Annotated in this window: 11 protein-coding genes; all 11 read left to right on the top strand. The window is 65.3% G+C overall.

Features of this window, described 5'->3' with window-relative positions; genetic code table 11:
- Positions 1 to 109: 109 nt before the first annotated feature.
- Positions 110 to 922, top strand: coding sequence for a CbbQ/NirQ/NorQ/GpvN family protein (locus tag AC0L3A_RS14760; RefSeq protein ID WP_007593221.1), 813 nt, complete (start codon positions 110 to 112; stop codon positions 920 to 922).
- A gap of 10 nt (positions 923 to 932) precedes the next feature.
- Positions 933 to 2,849 (top strand): nitric oxide reductase activation protein NorD, encoded by a 1,917-nt coding sequence (locus AC0L3A_RS14765; RefSeq protein ID WP_473254638.1) that lies wholly within the window; start codon positions 933 to 935, stop codon positions 2,847 to 2,849.
- 74 nt (positions 2,850 to 2,923) lie between these two features.
- Positions 2,924 to 3,589: an HAD family hydrolase gene (locus AC0L3A_RS14770; protein WP_473254640.1), complete on the top strand. Its 666-nt coding sequence runs from the start codon at positions 2,924 to 2,926 to the stop codon at positions 3,587 to 3,589.
- Positions 3,590 to 3,597: 8 nt separating this feature from the next.
- Positions 3,598 to 4,548: a sugar-binding transcriptional regulator gene (locus AC0L3A_RS14775; RefSeq protein ID WP_007593213.1), complete on the top strand. Its 951-nt coding sequence runs from the start codon at positions 3,598 to 3,600 to the stop codon at positions 4,546 to 4,548.
- A 288-nt stretch (positions 4,549 to 4,836) separates the two neighbouring features.
- Positions 4,837 to 6,150 (top strand): ABC transporter substrate-binding protein, encoded by a 1,314-nt coding sequence (locus AC0L3A_RS14780; RefSeq protein ID WP_219680967.1) that lies wholly within the window; start codon positions 4,837 to 4,839, stop codon positions 6,148 to 6,150.
- Positions 6,151 to 6,240: 90 nt separating this feature from the next.
- Positions 6,241 to 7,113, top strand: coding sequence for a carbohydrate ABC transporter permease (locus AC0L3A_RS14785; RefSeq protein WP_007593211.1), 873 nt, complete (start codon positions 6,241 to 6,243; stop codon positions 7,111 to 7,113).
- A gap of 3 nt (positions 7,114 to 7,116) precedes the next feature.
- Entirely contained in the window at positions 7,117 to 7,947 is an 831-nt protein-coding gene (locus tag AC0L3A_RS14790) for a carbohydrate ABC transporter permease (RefSeq protein ID WP_007593210.1), read from the top strand.
- A gap of 16 nt (positions 7,948 to 7,963) precedes the next feature.
- Positions 7,964 to 8,971 carry an ABC transporter ATP-binding protein gene (locus AC0L3A_RS14795; RefSeq protein ID WP_007593209.1) on the top strand — a complete coding sequence of 336 codons (1,008 nt, stop codon included), beginning with the start codon at positions 7,964 to 7,966 and terminating at the stop codon, positions 8,969 to 8,971.
- Positions 8,972 to 9,003: 32 nt separating this feature from the next.
- Entirely contained in the window at positions 9,004 to 9,777 is a 774-nt protein-coding gene (locus AC0L3A_RS14800) for an SDR family NAD(P)-dependent oxidoreductase (RefSeq protein ID WP_473254641.1), read from the top strand.
- Between the two features lie 38 nt (positions 9,778 to 9,815).
- Positions 9,816 to 11,456 carry an FGGY-family carbohydrate kinase gene (locus AC0L3A_RS14805; protein WP_473254642.1) on the top strand — a complete coding sequence of 547 codons (1,641 nt, stop codon included), beginning with the start codon at positions 9,816 to 9,818 and terminating at the stop codon, positions 11,454 to 11,456.
- 6 nt (positions 11,457 to 11,462) lie between these two features.
- Entirely contained in the window at positions 11,463 to 12,398 is a 936-nt protein-coding gene (locus tag AC0L3A_RS14810) for a carbohydrate kinase family protein (protein WP_007593204.1), read from the top strand.
- Positions 12,399 to 12,488 lie beyond the last annotated feature (90 nt).

Below are 12,488 nucleotides of genomic sequence, written 5' to 3' on the forward strand. Positions count from 1 at the left end.
CCGCGTCTAGCCGGGCGCCCAGTCCCGCGGCGCGGCCGCGGGCCGTGAAACGGGCCGGGGGGCCGGGTTGCGGCGCGGCCGCCGCTTCAGAAATCTACGGAGAAAGATCATGAAAGCAGCCCTTCACGCCTTGGCCGCTCCTGCACCCGCGCTACCGGCCTATGTCGCAAGCGGCAACGAATGCGCGCTGTTCGAGCATGCCTGGCGGCACCGGCTTCCGGTCCTGCTGAAGGGGCCGACCGGTTGCGGTAAGACGCGTTTCGTCGCGCATATGGCCGCGCGGCTGGGCTTGCCGCTCCACACCGTCGCCTGCCACGACGATCTCACCGCCGCCGATCTCACCGGCCGCTATCTGCTGAGAGGCGGCGACACTGTGTGGATCGACGGTCCGTTGACGCGCGCGGTCCGCGAGGGCGGCATCTGCTATCTCGACGAGGTAGTGGAAGCCCGCAAGGACGTCACCGTCGTGCTGCATCCGCTCACCGACGACCGCCGTATCCTGCCGCTGGAGCGAACCGGCGAGGAGCTCGTTGCTCCCGCGAGCTTCATGCTCGTCGTCTCCTACAATCCCGGTTACCAGACCCTGCTCAAGGCGTTGAAGCCGTCGACGCGGCAGCGCTTCGTCGCCATTGAGTTCGGCTTCCTGCCGACCGAGCAGGAGATTGCGGTGGTGTCGGCCGAGAGCGGGCTGCCGCCGGATCGCGTACGGCCGCTGGTCGCGCTTGCCGGACGTCTGCGGGCGCTGAAGGGGCATGATCTGGAGGAGGGCGTCTCGACCCGACTCGTGGTGTATTGCGCGACTTTGATTGCGGCGGGAGTCTCGATCGCCGATGCCGTGATCGCCGGCATGATCGAGCCGCTGACCGACGATTCCGACGTCAAGGCGGCGCTGCTGGATGTCGCGCGCGCCGTGATTGCGTGAGGCAGGTCCCATGCTCGACTTCCTCGAACTGGAGGAGACGGTCGGCCGCGCCTGGCACCGGATGGTCGGCGGCACCGCGAGCTATCCGGTTCACGATGATCACGCGGTCGCGCTTGCGGAGGTGAGAGGCCGGCTCGCGGTGATGTTCCGTGCGTTTGGCGGCGAGCCAGGCGTTCAGATCGCGAGCGCGGGTGCACGTAGCGCGGGCCATCGGCTCGGCTGGCGGCAGCGCATCGGCCTTGGAGACGAACGTCTCGAACAGCCGGGCCGCGACGCCGCGACCATCTTCCTCCCCGGTCGCATTGCGATATTTGCCGACCGCGACCTCAACGCATGCCTCTATCGCTGGCTTGCGGCGTGGTTCGCGGTCGCGCCGATCGAGACGATCACGGAGCATGATCCGCTGCGGCGGGACCTTCTGGTCTTGCGCCGGGCGAGCGAGACGGCGGTCTTCGTGCTCACGCAGTTTCCCGGGCTCGCCGACGATTACGCGCGGCTCGCCGCAGCAATGGCCGAAGCCCGGCCGCAACGTCCGTTGCCGCGTCTTGAGCAGGAGATCGAGCGGATCGTGCTGGCCTTGCTCGGGACCGGAAAGGCGCCCGCAGGCCAGCTGTGGCCGGCGATGATGGGGACAGGTCCGCTGCCGGACAAGGTCCCGCCCGGCTATCGCTCGGTCCTGCCGTGTCCGCTCTGGGGCGATTGCTGGACGCGCGAGTTCTCGCCCGCGCATGCTGGCGACGACGCGTGCGCGCCGGGCGCGGGGGCCGCGACCCAGGACAATCGCAAGCGCTTTGCCGTGCGCGAGCGCGAGGACAACGCCAAACGCCGCGATCCCTTCGTGCTCAACCGCTTCGAAAAGATCCTCGCGATGGCCGAGATGGTCAATGTCGACCGTCCGGCCGATGACAACAAGGACGAGGACGCGCAGAAGGCCGCCGACGATCTCGAGGAGATGACGCTGAGCCGCCGCAGCGGCAAGCCGGCGAGCCGGCTCAAATTCGATCTCGACCTGCCGCCGGAAGCTCTCGATGCCTCGCCATTGAACGCAGATCTCACTTATCCCGAATGGGACTACCGCAGCAGCTCCTACCTGCCCGATCATTGCCGCGTGCTCGCGGGCGCCGCGTCCGAGACCGGCGAGATCTGGTCGCCCGACGAGACCATGCGCCGGCATATCCGTCAGGTGCGGCGGCGCTTCGAGATCTTGCGGCCGCGCCGCGAATTGATGCGCGCCCAGGCCGACGGGCACGATCTCGACCTCGACGCGCTCGTGCGCGCGCGGTGCGATCTTCGCGCCGGCAGCGGCGGCGGTCTCGATCGCATCCATGTCGCGATGCGCCCGCAGGGGCACGATCTCGCCGTCACGCTGCTCGTCGACGTCTCGCTCTCGACGGACGCCTGGGTCGAGGGCCATCGCGTGCTCGACGTCGAGAAGGAGGCGCTGCTCGTGCTCGCGCACGGCCTGTCGGCCTGCGGTGACCACCACAGCATCCTGACCTTCACGTCGCGCCGGCGGTCCTGGGTGCGGCTCGAAACGGTCAAAGCCTTCGGCGAGCCGATGAGCGCGGCAGTGGAGCGTCGTATCGGCGCGCTGAAGCCCGGCTATTACACGCGGATTGGCGCGGCGGTGCGCCACGCCTCGGCCGAGCTCGCCCGTCAGCCGCAGCGCAAGAAGCTGCTGCTCGTCCTCACCGACGGCAAGCCGAACGATGTCGATCATTACGAAGGCCGCTTCGCGGTCGAGGACACCCGCAAATCGGTGCAGGAGGCGCGCCGGCTCGGCATCGCCGCCTTCGGCGTCACGGTGGACGCAACCGCGCAGTCCTATTTCCCGACGCTGTTCGGGCGCGGCGGCTACGCCATCGTCGGTAATATCCGCCGACTGCCCGCGGCGCTGCCGGCGATCTACCGGCAGGTGGCGCACTGATCCAGAAAAGGGTGCGGCGTTCCGGCCTTGGGTGAGCTATTGCCCACCAATTGGGTATATGATCGAATGCTGGGATGGACCAGGGCCGGCCGAAACCCGATCTGATCATCTTCGACTGCGACGGCGTGCTGGTCGACAGTGAGCTGCTGAGCTGTCGGTGCCTGTCCGATGTGCTGGCCGAATGCGGCATCGCGCTGAGCCAGGAGCAGGCGCTCGAGCTCTTTCTCGGACGCAGCATCAAGGCGGTCGAGCAGCATTATCGGGATCTCGGGCAGGTCGTGCCGGACGGCTTTCTGCCGCGCTTGAAGTCGCATGTGTTGAGCACGTTCGCCGGATCACTCCAGCCGATCGCGGGTGTGGCCGCCGTGATATCGGAATTGCGGGCACCATTCTGCGTGGCTTCGTCCAGCGACATCGACCGTGTCGCGCTCTCTCTTAACGTCACCGGCCTGCGGGCGCATTTCGGCGACCGGATCTACACGGCGCAGATGGTCAGGCACGGCAAGCCGGCGCCCGATCTCTTTCTCTACGCGGCCGAGCAGATGGGCGCGCAACCTGCGCGCACGCTGGTGATCGAGGACAGTGCGAGCGGCGTGCAGGCGGGCAAGGCGGCCGGCATGACGGTCTGGGGATTTGCCGGCGGCAGCCATTATCGCGGATGCGACGGGCAGGCTATACTGTCGGGTGCGGGGGCCGACCGGGTGTTCGCGCGCATGATCGATTTCTGGAAGGACGCCTGACGCCTGCCATGGCCGCCGAGAACGAAAAGTCCAGGCTCGATGACGCCGCGCGTGCCGGCTGGCTCTATTTCATTGCCGGTCACACCCAGGACGAGATCGCGAAGATGCTCCAGGTGTCGCGCGCGTCGGCGCAGCGGCTGGTGTCGCTGTGTCTCGCGGAACGGCTCATCACCTTCCGGCTCGAACATCCCATCGCCGCGTGCATGGAATTGGCGGCGCGTCTGAAGGAGCGTTTCGAGCTTACCCATTGCGAGGTGGTGCCGGCGGATTCCGCCGCGCCGCAGGCCACGGCGGGCATTGCCGAACGCTGTGCCAACCTGCTCGATTCCACCCTGCGTTCGGAAACCCCCGTCATCGTCGCGCTCGGGACGGGACGCGCCGTGCGCGCCGCGGTCGAGCGCGTCACGCCGATCGACCGGCCCAACCACCAGATCGTCTCGCTGGTCGGCAATATCTCCGCCGACGGTTCGGCGAGCTTCTACGACACCGTCGGCCGGCTCGCCGACCGCACCGGTGCGCGGCACTATCCGATGCCGCTACCGTTCCTGATGTCGTCCGAGGATGAGCGCAACAAGATGGTCCGGATCGAGCCGATCGCGAAGGTCAAGGCGGTCGCGGCCAAGGCGGATTTGCGCCTCGTCGGCATCGGCCAGATGGACCAGAAGGCGCAGGTCCATGTCGACGGCTTCGTGACCCGCGACGAATTGTTCGAGATGATGCGGCAGGGGGCGATCGGCGAGATCACCGGCTGGGCCTATGATTCCAAGGGTCGGCTGCTGAAGGCCGGAACCAACAAGCGCCTGACCAGCATCCCGCCGGAGGTCCCGGCGAAGACCACCACGATCGGCGCCGCCGTCGGCGCCGCCAAGGTGCCGGCGATCGCGGCGGCGCTGAATGGGCGGCTGATCAATGGCCTGATCACGGACGAGGCGACCGCAAGGGCGATTCTGGAGCGGTAGGGCGGCGATAGCGCCTCTCGCACTGCTGTCATCATCCGCGAAGGCGGATGATCCAGTACGCCGCGGCCTCGCTTAGGGCAAATCAACAGGCGGCACGGAGTACTGGATGCCCCGCTTTCGCGGGGCATGACAGCTGAGTGCGAGGCGGCAGCTCTCATCACTCCCGCATCGCAGCACTCATAAGTTGCGCGAACATCTTTGTGCCTGCTTGACAACGGCGCGCCCTCAGTCGAACATACGCCCAACGCGTGGGCATATGCTCAAAAGCGCGAGCTTAGGGAGGTCACCGTGAAACACGTCCTCGGCGCCGTCTGTGGCGCGTCTTGCCTGTTGTTGGCCGTCCCCGCGATGGCCGAAACCACCCTGACGATCGCCACCGTGAATAACGGCGACATGATCCGCATGCAGGGGCTGACGGGTGAATTCACCAAGAAGAACCCCGATATATCGGTCAAATGGGTGACGCTGGAAGAGAACGTGCTGCGCCAGCGCGTCACCACCGACATCGCCACCAAGGGCGGCCAGTTCGACGTTCTCACCATCGGCACCTACGAGGTGCCGATCTGGGCCAAGAAGGGCTGGCTGGTGCCGCTCGCCAATCTCGGCGCCGACTACGATGTCGCCGACCTCCTGCCCAAGATCAAGGATGCCGTCTCGGTCGACGGCAAGCTCTACGCCGCGCCGTTCTACGGCGAGAGCTCGATGGTGATGTACCGCACCGACCTGTTCGACAAGGCCGGCCTCAAGATGCCTGAAAATCCGACCTGGGATTTCGTCATCGACGCTGCCAAGAAGCTCACCGACAAGAGCGCCGGCGTCTACGGCATCTGTCTTCGCGGCAAGGCTGGCTGGGGCGAGAACATGGCGTTCCTCTCGGCCATGGCCAATTCCTACGGCGCACGCTGGTTCGACGAGAAGTGGCAGCCGCAGTTCAATACGCCGGAATGGAAGGCGACGCTCACGACCTATGTCGACCTGATGAAGCAGGCCGGCCCTCCCGGTGCGAGCTCGAACGGCTTCAACGAGAACCTCGCGCTGTTCAATGCCGGCAAGTGCGCAATGTGGATCGATGCCACGGTCGCGGCGTCGTTCGTCACCAATCCGAAGGACTCCAAGGTCGCCGACAAGGTCGGCTTCGCGCTGGCGCCCAACACGGGCCTGGGCAAGAACGCCAACTGGCTGTGGGCCTGGAGTCTCGCAATCCCCGCCGGCTCGAAGAAAGCGGAAGCCGCCGAGAAGTTCATCGCCTGGGCCACCAGCAAGGACTACACCAAGGTCGTCGCCGCGAAAGAGGGTTGGGCCAACGTGCCGCCGGGCACCCGAACCTCGCTCTACCAAAACCCTGAATATCTGAAGGTCGCCCCGTTCGCGAAGCTGACGCTCGCCTCGATCGACGCCGCCGATCCGAACAAGCCGACGGTGAAGCCGGTGCCCTACGTCGGCGTGCAATATGCGGCGATCCCCGAATTCCAGGGCATCGGCACGCAGGTGGGCCAGCAATTCTCGGCCGCGCTTGCGGGATCGATGACGGTCGATGCCGCGCTCACCGCGGCGCAATCTTCAACCGAGCGCGAGATGAAGCGCGCGGGTTACATCAAGTGAGCTCGATCTCTCCCTCCTGAGCTCAGACTTGCGGCCATCCACCGCTCCAGATGGATGGCCGCCTTCTTCCCGCAAGCGGAGAAGCCAAGAATGGCAACCCGGCAGACGCAGCTTCTCGCACGGACGCTCCTGACGCCGGCGGTCGGGCTGCTGTTCATCTGGATGATCGTCCCGCTCGCGCTGACGCTCTATTTCTCGACGCTGCACTACAGTCTGCTCGATCCCGGCTCGGAATCGTTCGTCGGGCTGGAAAATTTCCGCTACTTCCTCACCGATCCCGCCTTCCTCGCCTCGCTCCAGAACACGCTGGTGCTGGTCGGCTCGGTGCTGGCGCTGACCGTCCTGCTCGGAATTCCGCTGGCGCTGTTGCTCGACCAGCCCGTGATCGGCCTCAACATCGTGCGGCTGATGGTGATCGCGCCGTTCTTCGTGATGCCGACGGTGAGCGCGCTGGTCTGGAAGAACCTGCTGATGCATCCGGTGTCTGGGCTGTTTGCCTGGATCGCCTCGCTGTTCGGCTTGACGCCGATCGACTGGTTCACCGACGCGCCGCTGCTCGCCGTGATCCTGATCGTGTCATGGCAATGGCTGCCGTTCGCGACGCTGATTTTGCTCACCGCGATGCAGTCCCTCGACGAGGAGCAGAAGGAAGCCGCCGAAATGGACGGCGCCAGCGCGGTCTCGACCTTCATCTACATCACGCTGCCGCACCTCGCGCGCCCCATCACGGTGGTGATCCTGATCGAGACGATCTTCCTGCTCACCGTCTTTGCCGAGATCTACGTCACCACGGGTGGCGGCCCGGGACTGTCGACCACCAACATCGCCTTCCTGATCTATTCGCAGGCACTGATCCAGTACGATGTCGGCACCGCTTCGGCGGGCGGCCTCGTCGCTGTCGTGATCGCCAACATCGTTGCTTTTTTCCTCGTCCGTATCGTCGGTCGCAACCTGGAGGCATGAGACATGGCGCGGATGGCGACGAGGCAGCGGGTGGTGGTCTCGACCATCGGGGCATGGTTCTTCGGCTTCCTGATCTTCTTCCCGATCCTGTGGATGGTGCTGGCGAGCTTCAAGACCGAGCTCGAGGCTTTTGCGATCCCGCCGTCCTTCCTGTTCTTCCACTGGACCACGGAGAACTACGCGACCGTGCAGGAGCGCAGCGACTATTTCCTCCACGCGATGAACTCGATCATCATCGCCGGCGGCTCGACGCTCATTGCGCTTTTGATCGCGATCCCCGCCGCCTGGTCGATGGCGTTCTCGCCGACCAAGCGCACCAAGGACATCCTGCTCTGGATGCTCTCGACCAAGATGATGCCGCCGGTCGGCGTGCTGGTGCCGATCTATCTGATCTACAAGTCCTTCGGCCTGCTCGATTCCCGCATCGGCCTCGTCTTCATCCTGTGCCTCGGAAACTTGCCGATCGTGATCTGGATGCTGTTCACCTATTTCAAGGAGATCCCGCGCGACATCCTCGAAGCCGCGCGCATGGACGGCGCTACCATCGGTCGGGAACTGATTTACGTACTGACGCCGATGGCGATCCCGGGGCTCGCATCGACCATGCTGCTGAACCTGATCCTGGCCTGGAACGAGGCGTTCTGGACGCTCAATCTGTCGACCTCGAACGCTGCGCCGCTCACCACGTTCATCGCGTCCTATTCGAGTCCGGAAGGGCTGTTCTGGGCAAAGCTGTCGGCGGCTTCCACGTTGGCGATCGCGCCTATTCTCGTCCTCGGTTGGTTCAGCCAGAAGCAGCTCGTGCGCGGGCTCACCTTTGGCGCGGTAAAGTAGGAAGGGCTGCCGGATCATGGGTCAGATCACACTTCAGGATGTGCAGAAATCCTTTGGCCCCGTGCACATCATCAAGGGCGCGGACCTCGAGATTGCCGACGGCTCCTTCGTGGTGTTCGTAGGTCCCTCAGGCTGCGGCAAGACCACGCTCTTGCGGCTGATCGCGGGGCTCGAGGACGTCTCCGGCGGCAAGATCCTGATCGACGGCAAGAACGTGGTCGACACGCCGCCGGCCAAGCGCGGGCTCTCGATGGTGTTCCAGTCCTATGCGCTCTATCCGCATATGAGCGTGCGCGGCAATATCGGCTTCGGCCTGAAGATGGCGGGGCTGGCCAAGGACGAGATCAACCGCAAAGTCGAGGCCGCCGCGGCAACGCTGAACCTCACACCTTATCTCGACCGCAAGCCGCGCGAGCTCTCCGGCGGCCAGCGCCAGCGCGTCGCGATCGGGCGGGCCATCGTCCGCGAGCCCAAGGCGTTTTTGTTCGACGAGCCACTCTCCAATCTCGACGCGGCGCTGCGCGTGCAGATGCGGATCGAGGTGACGCGGCTTCAGAAGCAGCTCGGCACCACCGCGATCTATGTCACCCACGACCAGGTCGAGGCCATGACCATGGCCGACAAGATCGTGGTGCTCAACGGCGGCAAGATCGAGCAATACGGCTCGCCGCTGGATCTCTACGAGAAGCCGGCCAACCTCTTCGTCGCCGGCTTCATCGGTTCGCCCAAGATGAACTTCGTCACCGGCGAGCACGCCTTGCAGAAGGGCGCGGCAACGATCGGCGTACGGCCGGAGCATCTCAAGATCGAGCGCGACGGCGCCGGCGGCTGGCAGGGAACGATCGCGGTGGCCGAGCATCTCGGCAGCGACACCTTCCTTTATGTCGATGCCGGTCAGCTCGGCATGCTGACGGCGCGCTACATCGGTGAATTGAGCCTGCACGCCGGCGACCATGTATCGCTGGTGCCGGAGCCCGCGCGCATCCATCGCTTCGACGCGAGCGGTAACGCCATTCGGAACTGACAAGAAACGGCAAGAAAACCGGAAAGACCAAAATGTACCTGGAAAAATTCAAGCTGAACAGCAAGATCGCGTTCATCACCGGCGGCGGGCAGGGCATTGGGCTCGCCTGCGCCGAAGCGCTGGCTGAAGCCGGCGCCCGGGTCGTCATCGGCGATCGTGACAGCAAAGTCGCCGACGCTGCGAAGGCCAGCCTGAAGGCGAAAGGCTACGACATCGAGACGGCGATCATGGACGTCACCGACACCAGGCGCGTGGCGGAAGTGGCCAACGGCCTCGTTGCCCGCCACGGCAAGATCGACATCCTCGTCAACAATGCCGGCATCGCCCGCAGCGAGACACCGGCGGAGACCGTGACCGACGAGCACTGGCTCAACGTCATCGACGTCAATCTCAATGGCACCTTCTGGTGCTGCCGCGAGTTCGGCAAGCACATGCTCAACGCCAGGAGCGGTGCCATCGTCAATGTCGGGTCGATGTCCGGATTCATCGTTAACAAGCCGCAGGAGCAGTGCTTCTACAACGCGTCGAAGGCCGGCGTGCACCATCTCACGAAATCGCTCGCCGCCGAATGGGGGGCGCGCGGCATCCGCGTCAATGCGGTCGCGCCGACCTATATCGAGACGCCGCTCAACGCCTTCGTGAAGAGCAATCCGAGAATGTACGATGCCTGGATCGGTGGAACCCCGATGGCACGGATGGGGCAGGTCGAGGAGATCGCCTCGGTCGTGCTGTTCCTTGCCTCGGAGGCCGCGAGTCTGATGACCGGCAGCATCGTGCTGGTGGATGGCGGCTACACTTGCTGGTAGGCTTGCGTCAAAATTGACGAGAGCTTCCGGGGGCGACAATGCCGCGAGCGTATATCGGCGTCGATGTAGGGACCAATAGCACGCGGGCAGGGGTGTTCGACGAGGCGGGCACCTTGCTGGCGACGGCCAAACATCCGATCAGGATCTGGCATGAGGCCGGCGATGTCGTCGAGCAGTCGTCCCAGGACATCTGGGACGCTTGCACGGCGTCGGTACGGGCCGCGATGGCGGAAGCTACAATCGCGCCCGACAGCGTCGGCGGTATCGGTTTCGATGCCACCTGCTCCCTCGTGGTGCTCGACCGGCAAGGCGAGCCGCTCACCATCAGCGCCTCCGGCGACAGGCAGCGAAACGTCATCGTCTGGATGGATCACCGCGCAACGGCCGAGGCGCGACTGATCAACGAAACCGGTGATGCCGTGCTGCGCTATGTCGGCGGCTCGATCTCGCCCGAGATGGAGATGCCGAAACTGCTGTGGCTGAAGCGGCATATGCGCGTGAGCTTCGACACCGCAGGGCACTTCTTCGATCTTGCGGATTACCTGACCTGGCGCGCCACTGGCTCGTTGCAACGCTCGACCTGCACGGTCACTTGCAAATGGAACTATCTCGCCCATGACGGCGGCGGCTGGAGCGCGCCATTCTTCAAGCGCATCGGCCTGTCGGACTTCGTCAACGAGAAATACGCCCGCATCGGGACCGAGATTGTCGCGCCCGGCACGCGGCTCGGCGCCGGTCTAACCGGTACGGCAGCTGCCGATCTTGGCTTGTCACCGGGCACGCCGGTCGGAGCGTCCCTGATCGATGCCCATGCCGGCGGCATCGGCGCAATCGGCGGCCGAGATGAGTCGGACGGCGCCACAGATGTCTCCGACCGCCTTGCCTACATCATGGGAACGTCGGCCTGCATCATGGCGACGACCAAGGAGCCGTGCTTCGTGCCGGGCGTGTGGGGTCCTTATTACTCCGGCATGGTGCCGAATTTCTGGCTTAACGAGGGCGGGCAGTCCGCTGCAGGCGCTGCGATCGACCATCTTCTCAAATCGCATCCCGGCCACGCCGAAGCGAGCGCGGCGGCGCGCAGGGAGGGCCTAGACCTCATCGAGTTTCTCGAGCGCCGCATCATCGCACGCGCAGGCGGCGCCAGCCGCGCCGCGCTGCTGGCCCGCGACGTCCATGTTCTTCCTGAGTTCATCGGCAACCGCTCGCCCTACGCCGACCCTGACACGCGCGCGGTGATCGCAGGCCTCGATCTCGACACCGGCATCGCCTCGATGGAACGGCTGTTCGTCGCCGGTCTGTGCGGGCTCGCCTATGGGCTTGCCGAGGTGATCGAGGCCTTTGCCGCGCATGGCGTCCACTCCAGCATCATGATCATGGGCGGCGGCGCCAGCCGCAGCCCGCTGGTGCGGCAGATCATGGCCGATACGACTGGCCTTACCGTGGCGCTGCCGCAGACCACGGAGCCGGTGCTGCTCGGTGCCGCCATGCTTGGCGCCGTCGCCGGCGGCGCCTATGCCTCGATCGGGGAGACCATGGCAAAGATGTCGGCGCTGGGACGGAAGAGCGAGCCGACCACGCCCGACATCGCCGCCTTCCACGCCCGCAAACGCGGGGTCTACAGATTGCTGCGCGAGGTCGATCGCGGCGGCCGCGCCGCGATGCGAGTGGGAGTTTGAAAACGGATGCTGATTTCATGCGGCGATGCGCTGATCGATTTCGTCCCGACGCGAAACACCGACGGGCGCGAAGCGGTGATGCCGGCCGTCGGCGGCTCCTGCCTCAACGTCGCGATCGGCATGGCGCGCCTGGGCGCGCCGGCCGGCTTTGTCGGCGGCATCTCGACCGACCTGTTCGGGCGCATGATCGCCGACCACGCCGCTGCATCCAATGTCGAGCTCGCGCTCGCCACCCGCAGCGAACACCAGACCACGCTCGCCTTCGTTCGCATCGTCGCCGGCGAGTCGCATTACGCCTTCTACGACGCCGAGACCGCGACGCGGAACTGGACCTACCGGCGCGGCTCCATTCCGTTCGATACTGTTGAAGCCCTCCATGTCGGCTCGACCACACTGGTCAACGACCGGGGCGCGACCGAGACCAGGACCCTGATCGCGGACGCACGAGCGTCCTCGACAATCTCCTTTGATCCGAATTGCCGGCCCAACCTCGTGAAGGACAAACCGGCTTATCTCGCGCGCATGGCCGAGTTTGCGGCCAGCGCCGATCTCATCAAGATGTCGGACGTCGATTTTACCTATCTGTTCGCCGACGAGCTATATCACCAGCGTGCGAGCACGCTGCTCGCACGGGGCGCGGGCCTCGTCGTCATCACCCGTGGCGACAACGGTGCGATCGCGTGGCATGCGGGGGCAGGGCAGATCGAGGTCGCCGCCCCCAAGGTCGTGGTCGCCGACACCATCGGCGCGGGTGACAGTTTTCAGGCGGCGTTGTTGTTCGCCCTGCACAAGCAAGGACGTCTCGCCCGACAACAACTAAAGGATATCGGCGCGGACGAGCTGGGCCGCGCGCTGTCCTTTGCCGCCAATTGCGCTGGGCTGACCTGCACCCGTCCGGGCGCCGATCCGCCCTGGAGCCACGAGATCAGTTGGAGCTGGTAATTCGCTTTTTCCTTCTCCCCTTGTGGGAGAAGGTGGCGCGAAGCGCCGGATGAGGGGTTGCTTCCGCGAATTCACAAGCATGAGGTCACG

Source organism: Bradyrhizobium sp. MI1.3 (assembly GCF_055811695.1).

Excerpts from the sequence above, each read along its gene's own strand:
- AC0L3A_RS14785 (WP_007593211.1), top strand. The coding sequence starts at position 6,241 with ATGGCAACCCGGCAGACGCAGCTTCTCGCACGGACGCTCCTGACGCCG.
- AC0L3A_RS14790 (WP_007593210.1), top strand. The coding sequence starts at position 7,117 with ATGGCGCGGATGGCGACGAGGCAGCGGGTGGTGGTCTCGACCATCGGG.
- AC0L3A_RS14775 (WP_007593213.1), top strand. The coding sequence starts at position 3,598 with ATGGCCGCCGAGAACGAAAAGTCCAGGCTCGATGACGCCGCGCGTGCC.
- AC0L3A_RS14800 (WP_473254641.1), top strand. The coding sequence starts at position 9,004 with ATGTACCTGGAAAAATTCAAGCTGAACAGCAAGATCGCGTTCATCACC.
- AC0L3A_RS14810 (WP_007593204.1), top strand. The coding sequence starts at position 11,463 with ATGCTGATTTCATGCGGCGATGCGCTGATCGATTTCGTCCCGACGCGA.
- AC0L3A_RS14795 (WP_007593209.1), top strand. The coding sequence starts at position 7,964 with ATGGGTCAGATCACACTTCAGGATGTGCAGAAATCCTTTGGCCCCGTG.
- AC0L3A_RS14765 (WP_473254638.1), top strand. The coding sequence starts at position 933 with ATGCTCGACTTCCTCGAACTGGAGGAGACGGTCGGCCGCGCCTGGCAC.
- AC0L3A_RS14770 (WP_473254640.1), top strand. The coding sequence starts at position 2,924 with ATGGACCAGGGCCGGCCGAAACCCGATCTGATCATCTTCGACTGCGAC.
- AC0L3A_RS14760 (WP_007593221.1), top strand. The coding sequence starts at position 110 with ATGAAAGCAGCCCTTCACGCCTTGGCCGCTCCTGCACCCGCGCTACCG.
- AC0L3A_RS14805 (WP_473254642.1), top strand. The coding sequence starts at position 9,816 with ATGCCGCGAGCGTATATCGGCGTCGATGTAGGGACCAATAGCACGCGG.